This is a genomic window from Fibrobacter sp. UWCM, from assembly GCF_900129735.1.
Lineage (GTDB): Bacteria > Fibrobacterota > Fibrobacteria > Fibrobacterales > Fibrobacteraceae > Fibrobacter.
This window is the reverse complement of sequence record NZ_FQWR01000004.1, coordinates 16,391-42,859: the sequence shown is the minus strand read 5'-3', so window position 1 is coordinate 42,859 and position 26,469 is coordinate 16,391. Positions and strand designations below refer to the sequence as shown.

Sequence of the window (26,469 nt, the reverse complement as noted above, 5' to 3'; positions counted from 1 at the left end):
TCCAACTAAAAGTAATAGCTTGCAGGGAAATGAACCGGGAAATATAAATAGAAACCTAAACGAGTAGACTTTTCCACAGTATAAGCAACTTCAGCACCCACAAGCAAAAACCAAACTCGCGCCGATACTCCATAATCAAATTTTTTCCCAAGCACTCCTATGTCAGGGCCGACAGAAAGTCCGAACACGATATAGTCAATAGAAGCCATAGGCGAAAAATACACGCCATGATGTTCTTCCCCGTCTTCGTTATCCTCGGAATAATCGTAATAAAGGCGGAAACCATATCCAGCAAAAAGCATCCGGCTCGGCAGGGTGTTCCCGTTATTTTCTGGAGACCAACCAGGATCCAACAACATCCACCACCGATTAGTTTCAACGCCTAGAGAAAAATGATTTCCATAGACCAAGAACGGCGTCAAACCAAAATCCGTTGTCGACAGGGCAAAAGCGGAACTATTCAAGCCAAGAATCAAAAACAAAAACGCAATAAGCTTTTTCATTTCTTGTTCTTTTTGATAATGCTCGCTAATGCAACCGCAATCAGGATGCCCGCAGGGAGCACGACCGCAATGGTCAACAGGATGAGCTTCTGGAAATCGGAAAGGCCCTTGATGGATTTCTTGAAATCCTTGAGCTTGGCTAACAGGCCGGGTTTGCCGCCCGAGGTGGAGCCGTCGGATTCCTGGCCCAGGTCCTCGGAACCCGCGAAGGCCTCCCCCTTCGGGAGCATCGCGAACAACTTAGACGCCGATTCCTTGACCGGGCCTACAAAGCCGTCCAATCTGGAACGGTACTTTTCGTAGTGTCGCTTGAAAGGGCGCTTGAGTTGTTCGAGCATGGGGCCTCCGAATTACTTCTTATACAGCAGGTTCACACCGCCGAAGAGGGCACGCATGTTGGCCTTGAGCGTATCGCTAGAGACGCCGCGGCCTTCGACCTCGACATCGCCCGCCTTCAGGAGCATGCGGCTAAGCCCGCGGCCCGCCCACAGCTTGTCCTTCTCGGGAACGACGAGCTGGCGGTATTTGACGAGTTCGACCGGCATGCCGATTTCGCGCATGAGCATGAGGGCGGCCTCAATCGGGCCTTCTGCCGTAATGGACCTCACCAGCGGTTCACCATCCTTCTTGAAGTGGAAAATGAAGCGGTTCTCGTCGGGGATAACCTCGATGTTGTTGAACACCAGGCGGCCGTTCACGTTCACGCGCTGCTCGCGGAACACGTCCAGCACGCGCTCGGCGCTGAGCTCACCTTCCTTTTCGCTGTAGGCCTTCAGGATCGGCTGCAGTTCGGCCGCTTCGGCGAGTGTCATCTTGTAACCGAACTTCGTGATAATCTCGTACACGGCGGTGCGGCCGCTCTGGCTCGTGAAGCTCAGGGCGTCGTTCTGGTGGCGGCCGATGATGGAGTAGTCGATCGGGCGGTAGGCGCCCTTCTTCATGTCCTTCGTCTTGGAGGCGCCATCCTGGTGGATGCCGCTACGATGCACAATCGCTTCGGCGCCAATCAGCGGGGCGCGGCTGTAAATACTGATACCCGACCACTGGGAAATCAGGATGGCCGTCTCGTAGATGCGTTCCATGTGCAGGCCGGTCTGTACGCCGGAGTTGTGCAGCGCGACCGCAACTTCGTAGAAATTCGTGTTGCCGCAGCGTTCGCCCAAGCCGTTCAGCGCGACTTCCAGCTGGGTTGCCCCCACGAAGAAGCTTTCGACGGTGGCGGCCGTCGCCATGCCAAGGTCATTATGGCAGTGCACCGAAATCGTGACGTCCTTCGGGAGCGCCTCGTACACCTGCTTGATCTGGTTCACATACAGGAACGGACGGTAGCGTTCCACCGTGTTCGGCAGATTGATGGTCGTCGCACCGGCTTCGACCACTGCCTTCAGCACGTCAATCACGAAATCCATGTTCTCGAGGCAGTCACCGAAGTGCTCGGCGCTGAATTCCACGTCGCCCTTGTCGCCCACGAGCGACTTGGCAAACTTCACGCAATGAACCGCCTTTTCCTTGACCTGTTCGGGGGTCAGGTGCAGCACGTGCTCCATCGAGAGCGGGCTTGTGGCGAGGAAGGTATGGATACGCGGGTGTGGCGCAAACTGCACAGCCTCCCAGCAACGCTGGATATCGCTTTCCACACAGCGGGCCAAGCCCGAGACAACCACGCGCTTTGCCACCTCGTCGCCTTCTTCGGCCATCTTCGCGGTGAGTTGCGCCAGTTCCTTGCACGATTCAAAGTCCATCTCGCTCGAAGCCGGGAAGCCGACTTCGGCCCCCTGCACGCCGAGCTTCAAGAGCTGCAGGTAAACGTCCTTTTTCTGGGCGTTGTTCCAGGGCTTCGGGAGCGCCTGGTTGCCGTCACGCAGGGTGACATCGTAAAAGAAGGGTTGTCTGTTCGCCATATCGGCACTTACATTGCTCATTTTTCATCTCCTTGCCGGCTTCCATGCGCCGCAAAGTTCTTTTCCGTGTTCAAAAATAGCATTTTGCCATAAAAAAGAACCCGCTTCATCACGGAAGCGGGCCCTTTAAGTTAATTCCTATTCAAAACGAAATAGCCTAAAACCTCGCTCCGTGCGCGATACCAAGTAGAAGTCGAAGGTTAAGGATCTTTCTCATGCCATAGAATATACAAAGATTCAGGAGGATTGGCAAGGGCCCGTTTCAAGACGCCCGCGATCTAGCGTTCCTCCCAGATTCCGTTCGGGAGCTTGCCTATGTCACGAAAGTCCAGTTCACCGCCGGAACGCGCAGAAGAAACGTTCACGAGGCGCGCAAGCGGCTTGCCCGCACGTTCAATCACGATTTCTTCTTGCGAGAGCGAGACCTGGTTCAGCAGGTTGCCGAAGTTCTGCCTCGCCTCCATGGCGGTCACAGTCTTTGCCATCGGTTACTTAGCCTCCGGAGCGGCACCTTCGGCAGGAGCAGCGGGTTCAGCCGCAGGTTCAGCGATCTGCTGCAGGGCCTTATCCTGAATGACGAGGTCCACACGGCGGTTCTTCTGGCGGCCTTCCTTCGTCTTGTTGTCGGCAATGGGCATGGTCATCCCGAGCCCCTTGGCAGTAAGGCGGCCAGCGTCAATGCCCTGTTCCACGAGGAAGTTCTTCACGTTGTCGGCACGCTGCTGCGAGAGCTTCATGTTATGCTCGGCAGAACCCGTGTTATCCGTGTTACCTTCGATGGAGACATTGAACTGCTGGTACACGGAGAGGATTCCCGCAACCTTCGCGAGGCTCGTCTTGAGGTCGGCCTTGAGGGAAGCCTTGTTCACGTCGAACAGGATGTCAGACATGGAAAGGATAATGCCGCGGGCGTCCTTCGTCACCTGGATGAGCTTGGACTGGAGTTCGTTCAGCTTGTTCATGGCTTCGGCCTGGCGAGCCTCGGCCTTCGCGCGTTCCTCGGCAAGGGCCTTCTTCTCGGCCTCGAGCTGCTTCTGCAAATCGGCCTGCTGTTTCTGCAGGTCGGCCTCGCGCTTGCTCGCCGCCTTGAGGGCGGCCTGCTGTGCGGCGGCCTCGGCTTGGAACTTTTCCTGGTTCTGCTGCATTTCGGCCTGGAGGCGCGCGCCCTGGTCCTGCAACTTGGCCTTTTCGGCCTCGAGGTCGTTCATCTTGCCGCTACGGGCTTGGTTGATCTGTTCCTGGATAGCCTCGATGGAGCGGGCCGTCGCGGCGCGCTTTTCCCAGTTTTCGGCAGTACGGTTGCGGAGGGCCTGCGTTTCGGCCTGCGCGGCAATCAGCTTCACGTAGGTATCGCAATTCGCCGTAAGCGTCTGGACCGTCGCAGATTCCGGGTCCTTCTCGAGGGCGTAAGAAAGTTCACCCGCGTTGGCAAGCGCCTCGCCGTAGGTAAACTTCGCCGTAACGGCATTCGACGGGATTGCCTTTCCCGCATTTTCCACAGCGGCAAGGCACTTTTCGGCAACGGTCGGCTCGGCGGCAGGTTCGGCCGGTTGTTCAGCAGCAGGCGCTTCGGCAGCCTTCACCTGTTCGGCAGGGGCCGGAGTTTCGGCCGCAGCGGCAGCAGGGGCCTCGGCAGCAAAGCAAACAGATGCGGCAAGCGCAGAGATAACAAACAAATTCCTAGTCTTCATTACTTCGCCTCCGCCTTCTTGGTTTCCTGGTCAAGAATGCTCTGGTAGATGAGCTTCCGTTCCACCTCGCTGCGGAGTTCCGCCTCGACGCGTTCGTCTTCCTTCTTGGCGGCATCGCGTTCGGCAGTCGCAATCGCAAGCCTGTACTCGAGGGCGCTCTGGTCTGCAAGGGCAACAGCCTCCTCGTTCTTACCCGCGGCTTCGAGGGCCTTCGCGGAATCAAGTTTCGTATTTGCCGAAAGCATCTGGAGGGAATCGGCACTCGCCTCTTCAGCGATGGTCTTGGCTTCACAGGCCAGGGTTACCGAGCGGTTCGCCTGGGCGGCACCACCGGCGCAGCCAGAAAGTACAGCAAGCGATGCCACGGCAAGGCCTGCTACAAAAAATTTTATTTTCATAAATGCTCCTTTATCAAAACCAATCAAAAAATAATATAGCAAAGGACGCCTTGCCAGACAAATAAATTCTTTTTTTCGTTTGCAATAAAAAACGGCAAACCAGCGTTTCAATTTATTTACAGGATTTTCCTGCGCTCAAAAATTTACTATTCTTTACCCACAATGGAACAGCCCGTGCGCACATTCTCCGTCATGCAGTACATGACCTCCATCAAGAACAAACTCGCCGATACACCGGCGGTCTGGGTGCACGGGGTCATCACACGCCTCACGGACAAGGGCAAGGTCGTCTACATCAGCATTGCGGACTTCGAGGAAGGCAACGTGAAGCCCATCGCGACGGTCGACCTCACCTGCTTCGCAGGGCAGTACGCAATACTCCGCGCAAAAACGGAAAACTCCGCAACGCCGTTCACCATCAGGGAACAGCTCAAGGTCTGTTTCCAGATCAAGGCCGACGTCTATATCCCGAGTGGCAAGCTGCAGGCGAAGATTCTCGACATCGACCCGGTCTACACGCTCGGTGAACTCGCTCTCACGCGCATGGCCATATTGAAGCGACTTGCGAGCGAAGGGCTGCTCGAAAAGAACAAGCAGACAGAACTTGCGCAAATGCCGTTACGCGTAGGGCTCATTACCGGCGAAAGCACTGCGGCCTACAAGGACTTTACCACAAGGCTTTCGGCATCGCCGTTCAAATTCACCGTCGTGACAGCGTACGCGAAGATGCAGGGGAACGACACGGAATCGAGCGTAATTGCCGCACTCGATGCGCTCCGCAAGGACGAAGAAATCGACGTGGTTTGCATCGTGCGCGGGGGCGGCGCAAAGACCGACCTGAACTACTTCGACAGCGAGGCGCTCTGCCGTGCCGTGGCAAACTACCCTATTCCGGTATTCACGGGCATCGGGCACGAAATCGACAAGAGCCTGCTCGACGAGGTGGCATACCTATCGTGCATTACCCCGACCGACTGCGCCAAGCGCCTTGTGGAACGCGCGCAGGAAAGCTGGACCGACCTTGTAGAAACCGCGCGGAGCATCGCAAGTTCTGCACGCGACATGCTTACCGAAAACCGCCAGCGGCTAAGTTCTGCGGCAGCGCGCCTGCAACAAGACGTAACCCTGCAAATCCAGGGCGAAAAGACAAAAATCGTGAGGATGTTCACTTCGCTCGAAAGGGATACGCGGTTTATGCTCCGCGAAGAGACCGCAAGGCTCGACCGCAACGTGGAAGGCCTGCGGCAAGGTACGCGCAAGATTCTCGACCTCGCCCAATCGCAGTTCAAGCTGACGGAACTGCGTGTCAAGAGCGCAGACCCCGAGACGGCACTCGCGAAGGGCTACACGCTCACTCTTGATTCCAGCGGCAAGTTTATCCGCAACGCGGCACAACTGAAGTCCGGAGACACCTTACGGACAAAGTTCCGTGACGGGACGGTAGATTCCGTAGTACAATAAGGCATTCGCATGGACTGCGTATTTGTGTAATAACAGTGTATTCGTGTAAGAACTGCGCCGGACTCGCGCCGGTCAGCGGTGTTCGTTTGTCGTGGGTTCGAGTCCGCGGAAGAATGCGAGTTCCGTAAATTCATCGCGGAGCAACTGGATGCTCGCACCAATCATGTAAAGACTACCCGTTATCAGGAGCGGGGCTTCATTTAGTTTATCTGAATCGCTAGCGGCCCGCACCTCATCAAGGTATTCGCGGGAAAGTTCGCCCTCGCTTGCAACAGGCAGGCCAAGCGCCTGCATTTCGCCACGCAGGTCAGCAAGTTCACGGAAGCGCGGGTACGGCGTCCTTGTAATATGCCAGCAGGCAACGTGAGGCGCCATAAGCTTGAGCATCTCCCCCACATCCTTATCCTTGAGGGCGCCAAACAGGCAGTGGAACTTTTTCCCCGGGTAATACGTGCGCAAGGTTTCCACCAGGCGGCGAACCGCGTGCGAGTTGTGGGCCCCGTCCAATATAACGCGGGTCCTGCCGTCCGGGCCTGCAAGCAGTTGCATGCGGCCAGCCCACGAGCGGGTCGCGAGAGTCTTGAGCGCGAGGGCGTCGCTGTATGTAAACTGCGCACCGTTTATAGCCTGCGCAGAATCCGATATAAACTGCGCGGCGTTTATCATCTGAGCAGCGTTTATTGCGCCAGCAAGATGCGCGCCGTTTAACGCAGGCGTTACCTTTATAAACTGCGCGGCTGCAAGATGCGCGCCGTCTATAAACTGCGCGGCGGCCGCCAGCGATAAACTCGCATTCTCGACGTAATGGCGCCCGAGATTCGGGAGCACGATGTCGCCACGAATTTCGGGCACAACGCACTTGCACCCGAGAGCAGCCGCATACTCGCGCGCTTCCTCAAGCAAGGCTCCCGAAATACCGCCAACGATAAACGTCTTCCCGCGTGCGACTTCGCGCGTGTCGCCACGGCCTTCGCCCGGCACGCCCAGCACCCCCATCTTCTCACGGAGAATCGCCGATTCCGTAGGCCCCAAAACCTCGGTGTGCTCGAGCCCGATGCTCGTCACGACCGCAATCTCGCCACCCGCAACAGCGGTGCTATCGAGCCTGCCGCCCATACCCGCCTCGAGAACGGCGACATCTATCTTTTGCTCCGCATAGTAGAGGAAGGCGACCAGCGTCAGGACTTCAAAAAACGTGGGTTCGACCGGAGATGCGCCCGCGGCCACGCGCCCCGCCGACACGGAATCTGCGGCGGCCTTCACTTTTAAAAGCAACCGGTCCAAATCTTCTGCCGGAATGGGAACGTCGTCTATCCGGATACGCTCCCGCAGGCTTACCAGGTGCGGGCTCACGTACAGGCCCGTCTTGAGCCCGTGCGCCTGCAATACGCCCGCGAGGTAATAACTGGTGGAGCCCTTCCCGTTCGTGCCGACCACGTGAATCGACCTGAACTTTTTTTCGGGATTGCCGAGAGCGTCGCATAGCGCACGCGTCGATTCGAGCCCGGGGACCATCCCGAACATCAGGCGCGATTCCAGATATTCCATGCCTGCAGATTGCATGCGCCAAATATAGTTATTGGTTGTTAGTTATTAGTTGTTGGTCATTAGTCCTTAGTCATTAGTTTTAAATTTGGCGGCGTAGCCGCGATTAAAAAAAGCCAACGACCATTGACCGATGACTAGTGACCTCTTTTATATTGATTACAGGCAAGAAAAATCTATATTCAAGATATCACACTACGGTTTTTATTATGAAATTATTAGGCCCTATCCTGGTTCTGGCGGCGCTTTCGTCTATTGTATTTGCGCGCGTTGACCCGACTGCCGCACCCCGGCATTACAACTACCGCGACGCAAGCAAGCAGATGAGGCGCGTCTATTACGGCGAACTGCAGGAGACTCTCTACTGCGGCTGCAAATACGACGACAAGAAGAACGTCGACTTCAGCAGTTGCGACTTCAAGCCGCGCGAAAACCCGAACCGCAAAAGCTACAAGCGAGCCGAGCGCATCGAGTGGGAACACATGGTGACCGCGCACAACATGGGGCACTTTCTGCCCTGCTGGAAAGACGGTGGACGCAAGAACTGCAGCGCAAACGACACGACGTTCAAGCTGATGGAAGGCGACATGCACAACCTCTACCCCGCCATCGGCGAGGTGAACGGAGACCGCAACAACTTCATGTACAGCCAGTGGACCAACAATCCCGAGCCCATGTACGGCGGCTGCAAGACCATCGTAGATTTCAAGGAAAAGAAGGCGCAACCCCGCGAAGAGGCCCGCGGAATCATCGCCCGCGCAAGCTTCTACATGGAAAAGACCTACGGCGTAAAACTATCGAAGCAAGACCGCAAACTCTTCGAAGCCTGGGACAAGATGTACCCCGTCACCGAAAAGGAATGCGAACGCGACCGCCGCATCTTCAAAGTACAAGGCGACCACAACCCCTTCGTATACGAAAAATGCCCGCATTGAAACAAAACGGCTCTTGAAGCAAACATACTTCAAGAGCCTTAAAAAATGCAGGGAAAGAAAACTACATCCAGCCGCGGTCGGACGTACCAGAAATACCGCGAATCTTGAGATCGAAGTCATCCTTGTTCGTGGCGGCATTCATTGCCGTCTCGAGCGAAATCTGCTCCGTCTTGTAAAGTTCGAGCAGAGCCTGGTCGAACGTCTGGCTATGATACTGCATGTGGCCTTCGGCAATGGCGTGTTCCACCAGCGAAAGCTTGTCCTTGTCGCGGATGTATTCCTTGATGGCAGCAGTATTCACAAGTACCTCGGCGGCGGGCACGCGGCCCTTGCCATCGGCAGTCGGCAACAAGCGCAGCGAAATAATACCCGCAAGCACTTCAGAAAGGAGAATACGGATTTCGTCGTGCTGGTGCGGCGGGTACATCGAAAGCACACGCTGAATCGTTTCGGTCGCATTCGTCGTATGGATGGTCGCAAACACCATGTGGCCCGTATCGGCCGCAGTCAGCGCAATCTGCATCGTCTCGAGGTCACGGACTTCGCCCACCAGCAGCACGTCCGGGTCCTGACGGAGGGCGGCGCGCAGGGCATTCGCGTACGAAAGCGTATCCACGCCAATCTCGCGCTGCGAAATGATGGACTTGTTGTCGCGGTAAAGGTATTCAATCGGGTCTTCGACGGTAATGATGTTCACCGCTTCCGTCTGGTTGATGTAATCCAGCATGGAAGCAAGCGTCGTCGACTTACCCGAACCCGTCGTACCCGTCACAAGCACAAGGCCACGGCGAGTAAGCGCAAGGTCACGGATAACTTCGGGCAGGTGAAGTTCCTCGAAAGCAGGAATCTTCGCCTTGATATGACGAATCACCATGGCAATCGTGCCGCGCTGGCGGAAAACGTTCACACGGAAACGGCCCATGTCGCGGGCGCCCACGGCAAAGTCGCATTCCTTGTTAGTCTCGAAACGGTTTTTCTGGTCGCGATTCATGATATCGTCCATGAAGGAATCCATCATGCCGGCATCCACACGCGTTTCGAACAACTTCGTCAGTGCACCGTTAATACGGTAAATCGGAGGAACGCCCGTACGGATGTGCAAGTCAGAAGCCTTGTTCTCGACCATCGCACGGAGCAACTGCTCGATTCTCAAATCAGCCATTCTGTTCGCCTCCGAACTTGGAATCGTAGGCCTTCTGGACTTCGGCCAGGCGGTTGGCTATAGCCTCGTTTTCGGGGTCTTTTTCGGCAAGTTCCTTATAAATTTCAAGTGCCCTGTCATAGTGACCCTGTTCAAAATAAATCTCGCCAAGCGTCGGCGTTTTCATGCCATCGTCCAAATCCGAAGACTGCTTATCAAGCGGAGCCGTCGGGTCTGCAACGAGGCCCGCAGAAACTTCATCATCGGAATCTCCCGACATAAGGAAGTCTACACCCTTGTTGCTCGGGAGGTCGGCCTTCTCGTCGAGGGAATCATCGTCGGTATTGAAGAGCTGCTTGAACGCACCGGAGAATTCCGATTCAAGACTGCTTTCGATACCGGCATTGCCTTGCGTTGCTGATACTTCGGGCAGTTCTTCCGCAGCAGCGGGTTCTGCAGTAGCATCTGCAGCAGGCGTTTCTGCAGGCTTCAGGTCCGCTTCATCAAGCGCATCGTCTTCGCCAAACAGGCTGCTGAACGACTTGTCCAAATCGGATTCGAGAGCTGCATCGGCAAGAGGGGCTTCCTCGAGCGCGGCGCCCGTATCTTCCTGGGTCGCTTCCGGAGCGGCAGCGGCTTCCGGCTTCGATTCTTCCACAGGCAGGTCGTCATCTTCGGCAAACAGAGACGAGAATGCGGAATCCATTTCCTTGTCGAGCTCCGCCCTATCGGAATCAGATTCGGCAGCATCTTCGACAGGCTCAGTTGTCTCAGTTACGTTGTCCGAAACTTTCGGTTCGGCACTCGCGGTTTCGGCAGGCTTTTCTTCCGGGAGTTCGTCGTCATCGGCGAACAGCGCATCGAAGGCCTTGTCCACACTGAAGCCGACATCAGCAGATTCATCTGCAGGCTTTCCCTGTGCGGGTTCTTCAGCGGGCAGTTCAAGGTCTGCAACCTCTTCTGCCGGAGTTTCCTCCGCGGGCAGTTCAAGCGAAGGCTCTTCTGCAGGAATATCCAGCGCAGGTTCTTCAGCAGGGGTTTCTTCAACAGCAGGTTCTGCCGGAGCTTCCTCGGCAGGCATTTCAAGCGCGGACTCTTCCGCGGGCAGTTCTAATGCAGGCTCTTCCGCAGGAGTTTCTTCTTCGGCAGGCAGTTCGAGACTTGCATCATCCGCAGGCTTTGCATCCGGGCTCCAGTTCGCGATATCGAAGGTATCGAGCGATTCTGCAGGCTTGTCGTCAGCGGGTTTCTCTTCCGACGGCATTTCCAATTCGTCGGTCAGAGCGCTTGTAGAATCATCGAGCGCGGGCAGTTCCAGGTCCGCATCTTCGGTTAGTGCGCTTGTCGAACTATCAGCCGGGAGTTCAAGGTCGGCGGAAACATCGGATTCACCAGCAGGCTGTGCCGGCGGCAATTCCTCGGGCAGCTCGTCTTCACCGAAGATATCGGCAAAAGCGCTGTCCAGGCTCTGCGGCTTGTCCGCTTCCTTCGCGGGTTCCGGTTCGGGCTCCTCGAGCTTAAGGTCATCTTCTTCTGTACCCAGGCCCATATCGGCCGCGGCAGACTTCTCGAACATACCACCAGAGAACGATTCTTCCTCAGGCTTCTGTTCTTCGGCAGGTTCAGCCTTCGGGGCTGCAGTATTGCTCGGCAGTTCCTCGGGCAGTTCGTCTTCACCAAAGATATCGCCAAACGCATCGTCAATGCTCTGCGGCTTATCTTCAACGGCTTCCTCGCCAAACACGTTCTTCGCAGAATCCTCGGGAGCGGCAGGTTCGTCGTCGAGGCTCGTGGGCAGGTCCATCTGGGCAAAAGGCGAAGCGGGCTTCGATTCAGTTGTTTCGCCAAACGAATCCATGTCGTCTTCTTCACCGAACAGGTCGGCAAACGCAGAACCCACGTCGTTGCCCGAAATCTCTTCGGCTTCCGGGATGTCCTGGTCCAGTGTAATATCGGTCGCGGCATCGCCCAGCGCCGATTCAAGCGACTGCTGGAGAGTTTCAATCGAGGATTCGTCCGCAAGGGAATCATCGTTACCAAGCGAACTCAGGGCCGCAAACGGATCTTCGTCATCAGAAGCAGAGAACGGGGACGCGCTGGCCTTCGGCTGTTCCGGTTCTTCGGCAGTTTCCGTCGCAGGAGACTCGATATCCATGTCGAGCGACTTGGAGAACAGGGAATCCTCTTCCTTCGCGGCAGGTTCTTCGCCTGCAGTCGCATCAGCAGAGGCCTCCACCGCCGGTTCGGCAGATTCGGCAGCGCCTTCCATCGTAAACTCGCCCATGTCGGGCATTGCAAATTCACTATCCGCGGCAGCCTCGCCCGCAGCGGCAGCACCGGCAACGGCGGCAGCACCGACCGCAGTTTCAGGAACGGCTTCGTATTCCTCTTTCCAGAACGTATCGAGCGGGTCCATGTCGTGGACACGGCGATAGCAGCGGCTACGCTCGTCTATGTTTTCAAGCTTCTCGTAAGCATCGCCCATGCGCTTCTGCGCAGAGAGGCAGAACGGCTCCTTCTGGAGAATCCGCTCGCATTCCTTGACGCATTCCTCGAAGTCACCCAACTGGAACAACAGCTTGGAGCGGACCAGCATACCGGGAATGTCGCCCGGGTAGAGCTGCAAGCCGGCATCGACACGAGCAAGAGCGGTCGTAGAATCGCCCGCCTGGTTCTCGTAGTCGGCAAGCCAGGCAAACGCCATGGACTTGACTTTCTTCTTGCCAACGGTCTTTTTCAGGGAATCCAGAGTAACAGCCATTTATCCCTCCAAGGGAAGCAAAATCGCTTCGTCTGCCAAAAGGACAGGTATGCCATCGCGAACGATATAGGCACGGGAGCCCGCCTCGTTCACGAGAGCCTCGGTCAAAGTCTCAGAAATTTTCTCGCCCGCGGCATTCTTCAGGGTGCCCGCGGCACTGGCCTGATTGAGGGTCGCCAAAAGGGCATCGTCTGCCATACGGAGTTTACCCCGGGTCTCGGGGCAGCACAGAATATCCAAAAGTTTGTAATCGAACATAAAGCCTTTATAATCAACAACTTATAGTTGATATAAAAATAACTCTATTTTCGAGAAAAGGATAACCGGAGAGGGCTTTTAGTGCAAATATTTGAGGTCTACGAGGGCAAAATTGCCGTTTTTGCCGTTTCCGATGAGCAAATAGACCCTCAGGCCGAGCTTGTCGAGCCAATTTATGTCAAAATCCTCGCGATAACCGGAGAAATTGGACACTACCAGGAGTTCGCGGCAGCCCGTGCGGTTGCAGATGCTTTCCATGTCGGAAAGAGGCCCGAGCAGGTGCTTGCGGTTCTCTTCGGAGAGCTTTTCGGGCTCCCCGCTCACGCAGCCGAGAATCTCGATGCCGGGGATGACGTTGTAACTGTCGAACCAGTTGTTCAGGGAATCTTCGCGACCGCCGAGCAAGATGGAGCGGTGACGTTTTTTGGCAAAGATGCGGTAGAAATAGTTTATCCAAAATGCGATACGGCGCCAGGCAAGGAGAGCGAGCGGGATAAAGAGGCTGGAACAAACCACCAAGGTAATCCAATGAGATTCGTAAGGCAAATAAGTTGAAGCGTCATCGATAATTGGAGTTTGGGTAAAATAGCGGAACGCAGAATATCCGCCCACAGCAAACAGGTTCAGAGGCACAAGGTAGCGCAAGAATTTTTCGCCCTTGAGGCTGGATTCTGTGTATTCACCACGGAACATCAAGAACACAAGGTTTACAACAGCGACAATACCTACAAGCCACCAGTCTTCGAACTGTGCTAAATCCATAATGGGATGTTTTATAATCGTGTTAGTCCCAGCACACCCACTTTCAAGGCAACTATCTTGGAAGCATATATCCGACACGACGCTTTCATAGTTCAGGAACGTAAACGCCCACAAGGCAATCACGCCCAAATCGAGGAACATCTTCCAGAACTTCGGAATCAGGCGCGAGAACATGCCCACGAAGGCAGCAAACATGATACCGAACGACACGAGGAAATTCGGGACAAAGTAAAGGTCCTTGTGCTTCTTTACAAAGATGAGCATCGCCTTGTAGAAGTCCAGATAGGAATCCCAGCGGCGGGTACGGCAGCTCTGGCCCTTGAAATGCAGAATATTTGTCGAAGGCGTGTAGTAGTTCTTGCAGCCAGCAACCTTCGCCCTGAAACACAGGTCCAAATCCTCACCGTACATGAAAAAGTCTTCGTCGAAACCGCCCAGCTTTTCGTACAAGTCGCGACGCATGCAGAAGAACGAGCCACTGATGGCATCGACCTCGGTCACTTCGTCCGGGTCGGCGTACGTCATGTTGTAGCTTGCAAGTGTCTTGTTCTTCGGGAAGAGGGCGGCAAGGCCAATCGTCTTGGAAACAGCGGAGACAATCGTCGGGAACGAACGGCGGCACGCCCACTGGAGCGAGCCATCCTCGTTCAGAATGCGGCAGCCGACAGTACCCGATTCAGGGTGTTCTTCCATGAAGTCGAGCACCTTGGTAAAGGAATCGCGCGAGACGACCGTATCGGGATTGATAAAGAACAGGTACGGCTTGGTCGCACGCTTTTCGGCGAGGTTGCAGCCCTTTCCAAAGCCGAGGTTTTCCTTGGAATCAATCCATTCCACTTCGGGGAAGAACTGCCTGATTTCGGGCAGAATCGGCTCGACCGAGCCATTATCAAGCACAATAACCTGCGCATCGATTCCCTCGCACGCGTCACGAACGGACTTCAGGCATGCGGGAATAAAATCGCAGGAATTATAGGCAACAATGATAATGGAACAGGAATACATAGACAAATGCGGAATGTGAAATGTGAGGTGTGGAATGTGAAGTGAGGAATGAAAAAATTACACATTCCACATTACACATTTTTTTATCATGCGAGCCCTAACCTCAGTTTAAGTACCAGGAAGAAGGCTTCGGAGATGATTCCGCCGCTCATCTTGGAGGTTCCACGTGTGCGGTCGGTAAATACGATGGGGATTTCCTTCACGCGCATGCCCTTCTTCCAAATCTTGAAGGTTGTCTCTATCTGGAAGCAGTATCCGTCGCTCTTCATCTTGTCGAGGTTCAGCGCCTGCAGGGCCTCGCGACGGAAGCACTTGAAACCGCCGGTGGCATCGCTCACCGGGAGGCGCGTCACCATGCGGGTATAGACGTTCGCACCGTAACTAAGAATCAGACGGCGCAAATCCCAGTTCACCACGCTGATGCGATGATTCTGGTAACGACTCCCGAGAACCAGGTCGGCATCCTCAGCTGCTTCCAAGAAGCGCACGAGGTCTGTCGGGGCATGGCTAAAGTCTGCATCCATCTCGAACACGCGTTCATAATCGCGTTCAAGCGCCCACTTGAAACCGGTCACGTAGGCAGAGCCGAGGCCCATCTTGCCCTTGCGGCGAATCAGATGCACGCGCGGGTTAGCCTTCGTGAGTTCGTCGACCATGTCGCCGGTACCGTCGGGGCTGCCGTCATCTACGACAAGCACCTCGAGGCATGCGTTCTGCTCGAGAATCGCCGAAATGATGAGGAGGATGTTTTCCTTCTCGTTATACGTGGGAACAATAACCAGACTCTTCGGGAAATCCATAATCTATACAACTCCTAACGACAATCTACAAATCTTTGACTCCAAAATTTTCCGCCACAGGGTACGTTCTGCGCCGGTTGCCGTTCAGCATCTCGCCCAGAAGCCCGAGCGAAAAGAACTGCACGCTCATCACAAGCGAGAAACCGCCCGCAAGCAGGAGCGGACGCACGTGCATCGCACCCGTCTGGAGCCATTCGTAACCGAAATAGCCACAAACGCCAAGCCCGAGAAGCATAAAGACAAGGCCAATCAGGCCAAAGAAATGCAACGGCTTGTTCGAGAAACTGCGCATGAACATGAGCGAAACCAGGTCGAGGAACCCGGAAACGAGGCGCGAAATGCCGTACTTGGACACGCCATGAATGCGGGCGCGGTGCGCGACGGGCATCTCGGTAATGCGGAAGCCCTGCCACTTGGCCATCACGGGGATAAACCTGTGGTAATCGCCATAGAGTTCGATATAGCGCACCACGGAACTGCGATAAGCCTTGATGCCGCAGTTGAAATCGTGCAGGCGCTTGCCACAGACAATCGATACGGTCAGGTTGAACAGCTTGGAGGGGAGCGTCTTGTGCCAAGGATCGAGCCTGCGAACCTTCCAGCCCGAAACCAGGTCGTAACCTTCCTCGAGAATCTTTATCATCTTGGGAATCTCGAGCGGGTCGTCCTGCAGGTCGCCATCGAGGGTTGCCACGTAGCGACCCGTCGCCTTCGAGAAACCGAAGGCGAGTGCGTCGGCCTTGCCGCAGTTGAACTGGAAGCGGAACCCCTTCAGGAAGGGGTATTCCTTCGAGAGCCCTTCGAGGACTTCCCACGTGTTGTCGCGGCTGCCGTCGTCGATGGCGATGACCTCGTAGGTAAAACCCGTGGGTTCCATCGCGGCGACAATCTCTTTCATGAGTTCCGGAAGGTTTTCGCTTTCTTCCTTGACCGGAATGACCATGCTTAAATCCATCACGACCTCTACGCTAGTTGGCGGCGGCTACCACCGGATTGGAATCTGCGCTGGCGGAATTGGGCTGTGCCGTATCTGCGGCAGGCTCCTCGACCACCATCGGCTTTTCGGGGCTATTCTTGATCTGTTCCTTGCTCATCATCAGGCGGGCACGGCCACCTTCGTCGTATTCAGGAACGTTCTTGAGCCCGAGTTCAAGGACATCCATCGCCTTCTGCTTTTCGCCCACGATATCGTAGACAAACGCAGCGGCCCAGTAGCAGCGCCATTCGTCGCTAAACTGCTTCTGGCCGAGTTCCAGGTACTTGATTGCAGCATTGGTAAGGCTGTCCGCCTGCGCCTTCTTTTCGGCGGTAAACGGACGGCTCGCACGGAGCGCCGCAATCTTTTCGCGGGCGTCGAACGAAATCTGCAGGTACAGGGAAACGTAGCTCGAAAGCAGGCGGTTCGTTTCGTCGTTGATGTAGGCAGTGCCATCGCCGAGGCCGCGGAACTTAAACACGGTATCGATGAGATCTGCTGCATACTTCGCGTCAAACGCGTTGCGCTTCGGTTCAAGGTCGCCCTTCACCAGGTTATAGACGAGGCCTTCCTGCACCATGTACTTCTCGAGGCCCATGAAGTTGGAGGTACCGACCGTCGTCGAAATCTCGATGGGCTTGTCCATGTTCTGGAGAGCAAGGTCAATCACGAGCTTGTGCTGCGTGAGCATCGTCGAGCTGCGGGTGCGTGCGGCCCATTCGGTAAAGGCATCCCACACCTGGTAATGCACCTTGAACTGCAGGAGTTTCGCGGAATCGGCAGCAGAAAGCTGCTGGCCTTCCATCTGGTCGATGCGTTCCTTGAGCTTGGGCATCAGGCGCTGGGCATTCTTGACCCAGGTAGAAGTCGCATGGTTCGGGTTGTTGTACGAACTGTTGTCGAGCACCATGTCGCTATCGATGGTCTTGTGCGTATAGCTGAGCTTCAGGACCGGCTCGTTATCGAGCATCTGCTTGATATACCAGTCAGTATTGCCCAGCGAGAGGTTCACCACGCGCACGTCCTTGCGGATGCCCGCAACTTCCTGTGCAAACCACAGCGGGAAGGTATCGTTGTCGCCGTTCGTGAAGAGAATCGCATTCGGGCGGCAGCTGTTGAGCAGGTTGTACGCGTAATCCCAAGGCACCCACAGGCCGGAACGGTCATGTTCCTTGTAGTTGGAGGCGCACGGGACTGCAAAGGAAACAAGCACGAGAATTGCGGCAAGAGGCATCGTAAACGCAGCCGCGGAACTTGTCGCGCAGGTAAACACGAGAATGCCTGCACCCACGCCAAAAATCAGGCTCATGAAGATGAAGGCAGGCGTGTAGAAGTAGTCACGTTCGCGCACTTCCATGTGGACTGGTTCCGGGAACGGGGCACGGAGACCGCGCTGGGCAAAGCCGCTCTCGATTTTCTTCCAGTTCACCCACGCCGGAGAATGCTCGTAAACGTCAATTTCCTTCTCGACCTTTGCAATGTCGCCCGCAGATGCACCGCGCTGGCGCATAGTTTCTACGCGCAGTTTAGCACGTTCGATATTCTGGCGGAGGTCAATCAAGTCGTTCGGATCGGGCACGGAGCCAATCTGTGCGCCCATGGAATTCAGGTCGCCCACGTTACGCGTCATGACGGACACCCAGTAATCGTGCTCGCGGCCCTCCATACGGGTACCGTCGGCGAAGTTGATGTAGAACAGGAGCCCCAGCGAGCAGAGCCCGTAAAGCACCGACGTAAATATGCCCAGATGCTTGTTGCGCTTGTAGATGAACACGCAGACAAGAACCAGAAGACCGTTAAAGATAAGGAATACGAAAAGTTGCTTGGGAATCTGGTCACCCATCATGGTCATCTGCGTCGGGAAATCATAGCCGAAGCGCTTCAGGGGCACGTTATCGCCCTTGTCGAAGGTGTAGACCCCGTTCGCGTAGTTCACACCACCCACCTTGTAGGGCAGGTACTGCGCCATCTGGTAACCACCGTAGCTCATGTTCGGGAAAGAGAGCACCTGGTGCGCCACCTGGGAACGGCGGTAGAACGCGCGGGTAAGCATGCTTTCGGAACCGTACTGCTTGCGCTCCACGAAGTTGTTGAACGCTTCCCAGTTCTGGCTCTTGAACAGGTTACCGAGCTGCAGGTTGCCCTGCTCGTCACGGATGTTGATTTCGGGATTGTTCTCGTCGATAATCGGGTTCAGTTCCGAACGGATAGGAATGTAGAGGTGCGTGCTATAGCCAATCAGGGCAAAGAACGCAAACGCGAGGGAGAGTCGCACGGCGTGGTTCACGTTCGCAGAGAACGGCTTTGCAAATGCAAGTATGGCAAGCAAGACAAGGCAGACAAAAGAAATCTCGATGAATGCCGAGACCATGTATATCACGGAGCAGAGGAGCGTTCCCGTAATCCAGATGGGCAGACGTTCCGGGATTTTCTTGGGCTGGGCAACGAGCAGGAGCACGAACACGGCAGGAACCGTGAGCATCGTGTAGAGGTGCGCGCCCACGCCGAGGAAGGCGATGTAGCAGATGAAAATCAGAATCTTGTCGCTGCCCTCTTCGTCGCGCTTCTTGTACCACACAAGTCCCAGGTACGAGATGAGCATCAAGATAAACATAGCGACGCCGTAGACTTCGGCTTCGACCGCATTGAACCAGAAGGTGTCGGAGAACGTGAGGAGGAAACCGGCCACGAGAGCGGCTGTGCCGAGAACGATCGTGCGGACATTGCCGCTAATCTTGTCGGACAGCTTACTGAAGATAGGCTGACCAAGCTTGTCTGCATCCGTCTTCACGGAATCGAGAACGGCAGCAAGGAGATCCCAGGCAAAGAGGGCCGTCACATAGACCGTTGCCGCAGAACTGAACACCGAGATGTAGTTCACGCGCTTCGCGATTTCTTCGACAAACGGGAGCAGCACGATGACCGCACGGGCGAAGAACACGAAGAAAGGCGTTCCAGGAGGGTGCGGGATGCCGAGGGTGTTAGCGCAGGCAACAAACTCGCCACAGTCCCAGAAGCTCACCGTGGGCGCCATGGTCAGCGCATACACGACAAGAGCGACGAGGCAGGAAATACCTGCAAATATGTGTTTCATCCATTTTTCCTTGAGCATGAACTATACTCCCTTATTCGCTTTAGATTTTTGAGTCGGCGTGGTTGCGACAATATTGTGTTTCTGCATGAACCCGGTAAGGAGTCCGTTCACAAAGGCACCCGAGCCATCCGTGCTGTACTTGGTCGCGATTTGCACCGCTTCGGAAATAGCCACCTTGATGGGGATATCGGGAACGTACAGGAGTTCGACCATCGCGATGCGCGACACAATGCGGTCGAGTTTCGCCATACGGTCAATTTCCCAGTGGGCCGATGCCGACTTGATATCCTCGTCGAGTTCATCCCTGTGTGCCTGCACCAGGTCGACAAGGTTCATTCCGTACTTTTTCTGTTCGTCGGCAAGAGGCTGGGATTCAAGAATACCCGGAAGCGCCTCCCCCGGAGTCTGGCCCGTAATTTCCATGGCATACAGGAGCTGCATGGCAAAAACGCGCGCGGGTCTGTAAGATATTTTCGGCATGATTAAATGACCTTATACAAATTCGCCATTTCGACGGCGGTGGATGCCCAGTTTGCACCGAGGTTACCCGCCTTGAGGCCAGCGCGGTTCATCGCCTGGTCAACGGTATCGGTCGTGAGGATTCCGAGAATCACGGGGAGCTTGCCTTCGGCAGCGATGCTTGCGACACCGCCGGTAGAAGCGTTCACCACCACGTCGTAGTGGCTCGTCTCGCCGCGAATCACGGCGCCGATGGCCATCACTGCACTGTACTTCTTGGAATCGGCTAGCCTGCGGCAAACGCCCGGGAGTTCGAATGCGCCCGGAACACGCACGACAGTCACGTCCTTGTCGGCAACACCCAGCAGTTCAAGCTGGCGGAGCGCCCCTTCCAGGAGCTTGTCGGTCACCACCTCGTTGAAGCGGGCGACCGCGATTGCAATCTTGAGGCCAGAGCCATTGAGGGAATTCTTGATTTCTTTAGCCATCTTATTTTTCCTCTTTCAAATTCTCTTCGGGCACCGCGCCGTCGATATGCAGCTGGTGGCCCATCTTCTTCTGCTTGGTGAGCAGGTAGAACAGGTTTTCCTTGTTCGGCTTGATTTCTATGGGAACGCGCTCCACAATCTTGAGCCCGTAGGCGGTAATGCCCGAAATCTTGCTCGGGTTGTTGGTCAAGAGGCGCATTTCCTTCACGCCGAGGTCGGCAAGGATCTGCGCGCCCGTACCGTACTGGCGGAGGTCCGACTTGAACCCGAGGTGCAGATTCGCCTCGACCGTGTCCAAGCCCTTTTCCTGCAGTTCGTAGGCACGCAACTTGTTGCAGAGGCCAATACCCCTACCCTCCTGCCCGCGCATGTACAGGAACACGCCGCCGTGCTCGCCGATGAACTTCATGGCGGCGGCGAGCTGTTCGCCGCAATCGCAGCGGAGGCTACCGAAAATGTCGCCCGTAAGGCATTCGCTGTGCACGCGCACGTAAACCGGCTTGCTGAAGTCGGGGTTACCCGCGACCCACGCCACGTGTTCCACGCCGTCGGTCTTGCTCTTGTAGGCGTATGCGGTAAAGTCGCCGTACTTGGTACTCACATGCGGGGCGGCCACGCGCTGCACCAGCTTCTCGTTCTTGAGGCGGTAGTCGATCAGGTCGCGGATGGAGATAATCTTGAAGCCGAACTTCTTCGCCACTTCCTGAAGTTGCGGCATGCGGGCCATGGTGCCGTCCTCGTTCATGATTTCAATGAGGGCGGCGGCGGGCCTTAGTCCGGCAAGTTTTGCGAGGTCAACGGCTGCTTCGGTATGGCCTGCACGGCGAAGCACGCCTTCTTCCTGCGCGTAGAGGGGCGAAATATGCCCCGGACGGCCAAAATCGCTCGGCTTGGAAGCAGGGTCCGAAAGGGCAAGAATCGTCGCCGCACGGTCGTGGGCAGAAACACCCGTTGTGCAGCCTTCAATCTTGTCCACCATGATGGTGAACGGCGTACCCAGAATCGAGGTATTTTCCGCAGTCTGGCGGGTCAAATTCAGTTCATGGCAGCGCTGGATAGGCAGCGGGCAGCAAAGCACGCCACGGCCCTCGTGGAGCATGAAGTTCACCTTCTCGGGCGTAATCTTTTCGGCGGCGATGACGAAATCGCCCTCGTTCTCGCGGTCTTCGTCGTCGACCACAATCAAGAACTTGCCGTTCTTAAAATCTTCAATGGCCTCTTCAATCGTATTAAGCAAGGTCACGTTCCTTCAGATAATTTTCAATGTACTTGCCGAGCATGTCGACTTCCACGTTCACAATGGTCCCGGCAACCCAGTTACGCAGGTTCGTGCGGGCAAGGGTTTCCGGTATGATGCACACGCGGATGGAATCCTCGAACTTCTCGGCGACCGTAAGGCTGATGCCGTTCAGGGAGATGGAACCGCGGCGGATAATGTAGCGCTTGAGGTCCGCAGGCATCTTCAGGTCGACTTCCACGCCCGTTTCGCGCGGAACCACCTGGATGACCTCGGTAACGCAGTCCACATGGCCCATCACGAAGTGCCCGCCCATAAAGCTATCGGCACGGCACGGAAGTTCCAGATTGACCAGTTTACCGACTGCGGCCTGCTTGAAGGCGGTATTTTCGACAGTCTGGTGCATCAGGCAAAAAACGGCTTCATCATCGGTACAAGATTCAATGGAAAGGCACACACCGTCGTTAGCGACGCTATCGCCCAGTTTGCAATTCTTGAAAAATCCCGGCGACCTGAGGCGCATCGAAAGCGCATCGCCTCGAGACTCTATCGAGACGATTTCGCCGGTAGATTGAATAATTCCCGTAAACATACGGGGGAAAATGTAGAAAAAGGCGAGAGCTGCGACAACGCAAGTATTGCGTTGGCATAGCCGAGCCGCCCTACATGCGTCCTGAAAGGACGCCATGTAGAAATTTAGTCCCTAGTCAATAGTCATTGGTTTCTAGAGTTTGCGGGTTTCTAGATGTTTATTAACGGGAATAAAGCCGCTTATTGATGGGTTAGCAGATGTTTATTGAAGGTATGGCGCGCGCGGGGCTTACTTTATCCGTCCAAAGCGGCTCTTAAGGCGTGCAAGGGAGTCCTCCTCGATGGTATCCTCGCTATCGTCGCCCTTGCGCTTGAACTTGAGGATTTCGAAGTCCTCGAGCATCGCGCAAGCCTGCAGGTAGAGCTCCGGATATTCCGGGTCGTCCTGCAGCATGCGTTCCATCTTCGAAAGGATTTCACGTGCATTTTTGAGTTCATGGTCCTTCATGAAGCGGGCCTTGAGGAAGGGACGGAACTTTTCGCGGAGGTCCTTGACGGAGAGGTCTATTTTTTCTCCGATTGAAGATGAATTGCGGGCATCAAGTGTTTTTGAATCGCAGGCATCAAGTGCGCCGGCGAGCACGTTGAGCCTTTCAAACAAAGTATTATTCCGGTCAGGGGAATAGAGAGTGACTATGTTCGTGATGGACTTGTTGCTTGCCATGAGTGCGGCAATGGAATCGCGTGCGTGGTCGTCTCCCTGGCGCATCGCAACCGAAAATTCCCGAAGAACGTCCCAGAACTTGACAAAGGATTCGGCCCCGAGAAGGGCGGATTCATACGTGGCTCGCACGAGTGCAAGGCGGACAACTTCATCTTCACTACGGGTAGTTGCGGCAAGGTTCCTGAAGTCGCGAATCTTTTTGCCGCGGGAATACTCGAGGCCCGAAAAGCGCACGCAACGGTTTGCATCTAGTTTATCCGCAGTGAGCGATTTCAGCACCCACGACTTGAGCGCGGTCTGGAACCCGTCGGAATACAGGCCGCCCGTTTCGAGCATGTTCAGGCGATCGACAATGAGCGAGGAGGAAGCATCGGTCACTTCGGCTGGCTCAGTGACCTTGCCAGGTTGGTGAGCCTGCCGAACCACTACGCGTTTGCGGAACGATTGCCAGAAGGCTGATTCTGCCGGGGTCATGAGTGCCGATTCGCCCAAGCGCCATCCAAAGCGCATGTCGCCAAGCGCAAAGTCGATACCGAAAGTCACGAGAACGGGGCGGACCGCGGCAAAGAGTCGGAAACTCCCCCACTCGGGATTGAGTTCTATAGCGACCGTTCGCGCTAAATTCAAGTTTTTTGTCTCCGGCAAGCGCTCACTCTCGCCTACACCGCCAGCTTCCGCTTGGCGGCTTCGGCTCACAGGAAATTTTTCGGCAAAGCCATGCTTGAAGATTCTCATGTGCAAGCGCAGGTGGTTTTCCTTCTCGGGCGTGACCGTCGGGATGTCGCAATTGAGTTGCTTGATTTCGGAGAATACCTCGTAGAGGCTGAATAGCGGAGCCTTGTGCGGGTTCGCCTTAAGTTTGTCGCAGAAGGCATCGTCAATAAAGGTTCGCTTGCCTTCCAGTAGCTTTTTTGCGGCCTTGGGCATCTCGCGGATGATAGATTCTGCCATCCATTCGCGCCACTGGTGAATTGAAAGTGCGAGTGTCGCGGGCGTCACCTGCGGGAGCATGTCGTAAGGCAAGTCCAGCGTAATGCCGTCGCAGTCGCGCATCGCATCAAACACCATCTCGCCCACCACCATGCGGTTGGAGCCATCTAGCCCTTCAATGCGGAACTGTTCCAGCGAACCGCCGAGAGAATTCGGAATTCTGATTTCAGATTTCGGAGTTTTCGTTAGTGGTATTTTCACACCGATTTTTTTCAATTCAATTCCGAATTCCGAATTCTGACCTCCGAACTCATTCTGCTCCAGCCAGTATTTCGCATCGAATTTCAGGAACTGGTCCGTATGCTCGCGGATGTAGTCCTTCAATGTCTTGATGGAATTGACTTCATGCGCGATGCGCGTGTAGTAATCAACCAAAGCATCTTCGCTCGGGGCAAGCCCGAATTGGCGCTTGCGGGCTTCCAGCGCATGCAAATCCTCGACCACACGCTCGTTGTGCGTCATGAACGCGAAGGGGCGCGCCATCTGGCCAAGCACAACGGCCTCGCGCCAGAAAATCTCGGCACATTCGTCGGGATTCACGCGGGCGAAATCCACGCGGTGGCCGCGGCTAATCACGAGCCCGCGGAAGCTCACCTCTTCCACCGCTTCCACGAAACCGCGTTCCTGGTTCCATGTGGGCGCATACCAGCGGCGCGTGCAGAAAGGTTCCGCCACCTGCATAATCCATTCGGGCTTGATTTCGGCGGCCTTGTTGAGGAATATGCGGCTTGTCTCGCGCACCTCGGCGCTAAAGAGCCATTCCGCACTCTTGCCGTAAAGGTCACTGCCCGGGAACACGTGCGTCTCGCGCCCGCTCACCAGGCGGTAACAGCCGTTTTCCAAGTCGCGCAGGGCAATACCACCCAAGAATCCCGAAAGCAAGGCGATGTGCAAATTGTCGCGATGGAAACTGTCGAGCGGGCACACGCGATTCTCGAATTTCACATCGAGGATGCGCCCAAACTGTTCGTACAGATCAATCCATTCACGGCACCGCAAAAAATGAAGGCTGTTCTTGTCGCAGAACTTGCGCAACTTGTTCCAGGTCTTGCCATCCCATTCGGCACAGAAGGCGTTCCACATGCAGATGAACGTGAGGAAATCGCTCTTGTGGCCCGCGAACTTGCGGTGCAGCTGGCGGATGCGGGTGCGTTCGGGTTCTTCGCTCGGCACCACGCGCGGGTCCTGGATGGAGAGCGCCGAGCAGACAATCAATGCGGGCTGCAATACGCCCGCATCGCGCGCCCGCAGGAGCACCGCCGAGAGTGCCACGTCCATCGGGAGGCGCGTCATCTCGCGGCCGAGCTTGGTTACATGCCCGCTGGAATTATCGGCGGTAAGCGCACCGAGTTCAAAAAGCGTCTTGTACGCGCCACGGAACGCCGAATGCGGTGGCGACTGCAAAAACGGGAAATTTTCGAGTTCCAGCCCGAGGCTGCGCAACTGCAGGACAACGTTCGCGAGATTACTCCGCCGGATTTCCGGCTCCGTAAACTCGTCTCGCTTCTCGAAATCCTCGGGAGAATAGAGGCGGATGCACACACCGGGCTTTACGCGCCCCGCACGCCCGGTACGTTGCCGCGCAGACGCTTTCGAGATGTCCTCGACAGGCAATCCCTGGATACGCGACTGCGCGTTGTACCGCGAAATACGCGCTGTTCCCGTATCGACCACGTAGGCGATTCCCGGAATCGTGAGCGATGTTTCCGCGATGTTCGTCGCGAGCACAACGCGGGTCTTTTCCGTATGCTTAAAAATGCGGCGCTGTTCATCGGGGCTCATGCGCCCGTAAAGCGGGAGAATATCAAACGTCGCAGAATCCAGTTCGTGAGCAAGTTCGCCCGCCAAGTCCTGGATATCGCGTTCCGTCGGTAAAAAACAGAGCAGGTGGTCGCGGTGGCGCGTTTCCAAGTCAAGAATCGCATCGCGCGCCTCGTCGAGCAAGCCCGAATCGCCCTTGCCGCAAGTGTCGCGGTTTCTCGGCCCTTCGGCAAGCTCACTTCGGCTACGCTCAGTGACCTTACTTAAGGTCGGTGAGCCTGTCGAACCGTCGCCGAAATAGTACTCCACATCGACGGGGAACGTTCGTCCCTCGGCTTCGAGCACGCAGCTGTTGTCGTAGAATTCCTCAAAAAGTTTGGCATCGAGCGTCGCAGAGGCCACAATCAATTTGAATTCCGGACGAGCCTGCAAAACCGTCTTGAAAATGCCGAGCAGAATGTCGATGTTCAACGAGCGTTCATGCGCCTCGTCAATCACGATGGCCGAATACTGCCTAAAGAGCCTGTCGCGGCGGAATTCCTGTAGCAAGATGCCGTCCGTCATCACCTTGATGGGGGCGTCGCTCTGGCCCTGTTCCCAAAAACGGATTTTCGTAGAGACGAGCGTTTCGTCCTTGAGTTCTTCGCGCAGGCGGTCTGCAATGGAAATCGCCGCAAGCCGGCGGGGTTCTGTCACACCGATTTTGAAACCTCTCTTGTCATCCCTGCCTTCGCGGGGATCCCCTTCTCGAACAGCATCATTAAGATTCTCGCCTTCGCGAGAATGACGAACTGCAGCATACCACTCTAAAAGGAACTTCGGCAACTGCGTCGACTTGCCGGAACCGGTATCTGCCTTGACAATCACTACCTGGTGTTTTTCGAGCAAATCGAAAAACTCTTCCCGATGTTCAACGACGGGAAGGTCGGGGTAAGCAATTTTCAAGTTCTCGTAAGACATTCTAGCTATGAGTTATCCATTCAAGCAGATTCTCGCCTCCGCGAGAATGACGAAAAAAGGACTACTCTATCATTACTCATTATCAAGG

Annotated in this window: 21 protein-coding genes; 2 read left to right on the top strand and 19 right to left on the bottom strand. The window is 55.6% G+C overall.

Translation table 11 applies throughout. The features are described 5' to 3' along the window. Positions 1-5: 5 nt before the first annotated feature. The 6 genes from BUB22_RS03925 to BUB22_RS03900 form a co-directional block, all read right to left on the bottom strand. Positions 6-503, bottom strand: coding sequence for a hypothetical protein (locus BUB22_RS03925; RefSeq protein ID WP_073114018.1), 498 nt, complete (start codon positions 501-503; stop codon positions 6-8). Continuing rightward, positions 500-841 (bottom strand): hypothetical protein, encoded by a 342-nt coding sequence (locus tag BUB22_RS03920; RefSeq protein ID WP_073114017.1) that lies wholly within the window; start codon positions 839-841, stop codon positions 500-502. Before BUB22_RS03920 ends, BUB22_RS03925 begins: the two co-directional genes overlap by 4 nt. A gap of 12 nt (positions 842-853) precedes the next feature. Continuing rightward, positions 854-2,425, bottom strand: a complete 1,572-nt coding sequence (gene leuA2, locus BUB22_RS03915; RefSeq protein ID WP_254794625.1) for a 2-isopropylmalate synthase LeuA2 — start codon at positions 2,423-2,425, stop codon at positions 854-856. Positions 2,426-2,682: 257 nt separating this feature from the next. Further along, positions 2,683-2,889 carry a type II toxin-antitoxin system Phd/YefM family antitoxin gene (locus tag BUB22_RS03910; protein WP_072811333.1) on the bottom strand — a complete coding sequence of 69 codons (207 nt, stop codon included), beginning with the start codon at positions 2,887-2,889 and terminating at the stop codon, positions 2,683-2,685. Between the two features lie 3 nt (positions 2,890-2,892). Then, a complete protein-coding gene (locus tag BUB22_RS17030) occupies positions 2,893-4,095 on the bottom strand; it encodes an OmpA family protein (RefSeq protein ID WP_073114015.1) in 1,203 nt (400 codons plus the stop codon). Next, positions 4,095-4,493 carry a hypothetical protein gene (locus BUB22_RS03900; RefSeq protein WP_072811337.1) on the bottom strand — a complete coding sequence of 133 codons (399 nt, stop codon included), beginning with the start codon at positions 4,491-4,493 and terminating at the stop codon, positions 4,095-4,097. The genes BUB22_RS17030 and BUB22_RS03900 overlap by 1 nt, the downstream gene beginning before the upstream one ends. Positions 4,494-4,655: 162 nt before the next feature. Here BUB22_RS03900 and xseA point away from each other — a divergent pair, with 162 nt between their 5' ends. Further along, on the top strand, positions 4,656-5,954 hold the full coding sequence (gene xseA / locus BUB22_RS03895) for an exodeoxyribonuclease VII large subunit (protein ID WP_073114014.1): 1,299 nt from the start codon (positions 4,656-4,658) through the stop codon (positions 5,952-5,954). A gap of 72 nt (positions 5,955-6,026) precedes the next feature. Here the strand turns inward: xseA and BUB22_RS17025 are convergent, their stop codons facing one another. Continuing rightward, positions 6,027-7,517, bottom strand: coding sequence for a bifunctional folylpolyglutamate synthase/dihydrofolate synthase (locus BUB22_RS17025; RefSeq protein ID WP_073114013.1), 1,491 nt, complete (start codon positions 7,515-7,517; stop codon positions 6,027-6,029). A gap of 191 nt (positions 7,518-7,708) precedes the next feature. Between BUB22_RS17025 and BUB22_RS03885 the strand changes: the two genes are divergently transcribed. Further along, entirely contained in the window at positions 7,709-8,434 is a 726-nt protein-coding gene (locus tag BUB22_RS03885; protein ID WP_072811344.1) for an endonuclease, read from the top strand. A gap of 61 nt (positions 8,435-8,495) precedes the next feature. On the opposite strand, the gene BUB22_RS03880 is transcribed toward BUB22_RS03885, so the two are convergent. The 12 genes from BUB22_RS03880 to BUB22_RS03825 form a co-directional block, all read right to left on the bottom strand. Beyond that, positions 8,496-9,596, bottom strand: a complete 1,101-nt coding sequence (locus BUB22_RS03880; RefSeq protein ID WP_073114012.1) for a type IV pilus twitching motility protein PilT — start codon at positions 9,594-9,596, stop codon at positions 8,496-8,498. Continuing rightward, a complete protein-coding gene (locus BUB22_RS03875; RefSeq protein ID WP_073114011.1) occupies positions 9,589-12,336 on the bottom strand; it encodes a tetratricopeptide repeat protein in 2,748 nt (915 codons plus the stop codon). The genes BUB22_RS03880 and BUB22_RS03875 overlap by 8 nt, the downstream gene beginning before the upstream one ends. Then, positions 12,337-12,594 (bottom strand): Trm112 family protein, encoded by a 258-nt coding sequence (locus BUB22_RS03870; protein WP_073114010.1) that lies wholly within the window; start codon positions 12,592-12,594, stop codon positions 12,337-12,339. A gap of 78 nt (positions 12,595-12,672) precedes the next feature. Next, positions 12,673-14,361 carry a glycosyltransferase family 2 protein gene (locus BUB22_RS03865; protein WP_072811353.1) on the bottom strand — a complete coding sequence of 563 codons (1,689 nt, stop codon included), beginning with the start codon at positions 14,359-14,361 and terminating at the stop codon, positions 12,673-12,675. 86 nt (positions 14,362-14,447) lie between these two features. Then, complete coding sequence (locus BUB22_RS03860) at positions 14,448-15,161, bottom strand: polyprenol monophosphomannose synthase (protein WP_072811355.1); 714 nt, start codon at positions 15,159-15,161, stop codon at positions 14,448-14,450. A gap of 25 nt (positions 15,162-15,186) precedes the next feature. Continuing rightward, positions 15,187-16,116 (bottom strand): glycosyltransferase family 2 protein, encoded by a 930-nt coding sequence (locus tag BUB22_RS03855; RefSeq protein ID WP_072811357.1) that lies wholly within the window; start codon positions 16,114-16,116, stop codon positions 15,187-15,189. A 13-nt stretch (positions 16,117-16,129) separates the two neighbouring features. Next, on the bottom strand, positions 16,130-19,231 hold the full coding sequence (locus BUB22_RS03850) for a glycosyltransferase family 117 protein (RefSeq protein ID WP_254794623.1): 3,102 nt from the start codon (positions 19,229-19,231) through the stop codon (positions 16,130-16,132). Between the two features lie 21 nt (positions 19,232-19,252). After that, the gene (gene nusB, locus BUB22_RS03845; protein WP_072811361.1) at positions 19,253-19,711 is read right to left on the bottom strand and encodes a transcription antitermination factor NusB; all 459 of its coding nucleotides are present in this window, start codon (positions 19,709-19,711) and stop codon (positions 19,253-19,255) included. Between the two features lie 2 nt (positions 19,712-19,713). Continuing rightward, positions 19,714-20,178 (bottom strand): 6,7-dimethyl-8-ribityllumazine synthase, encoded by a 465-nt coding sequence (ribH, locus tag BUB22_RS03840; protein ID WP_072811412.1) that lies wholly within the window; start codon positions 20,176-20,178, stop codon positions 19,714-19,716. A gap of 1 nt (position 20,179) precedes the next feature. Beyond that, complete coding sequence (locus BUB22_RS03835; protein WP_073114008.1) at positions 20,180-21,421, bottom strand: bifunctional 3,4-dihydroxy-2-butanone-4-phosphate synthase/GTP cyclohydrolase II; 1,242 nt, start codon at positions 21,419-21,421, stop codon at positions 20,180-20,182. After that, positions 21,408-22,007: a riboflavin synthase gene (locus BUB22_RS03830; protein WP_072811528.1), complete on the bottom strand. Its 600-nt coding sequence runs from the start codon at positions 22,005-22,007 to the stop codon at positions 21,408-21,410. Before BUB22_RS03830 ends, BUB22_RS03835 begins: the two co-directional genes overlap by 14 nt. A 228-nt stretch (positions 22,008-22,235) precedes the next feature. After that, positions 22,236-26,381 (bottom strand): DUF3418 domain-containing protein, encoded by a 4,146-nt coding sequence (locus BUB22_RS03825; RefSeq protein WP_073114007.1) that lies wholly within the window; start codon positions 26,379-26,381, stop codon positions 22,236-22,238. Positions 26,382-26,469: the final 88 nt, after the last annotated feature.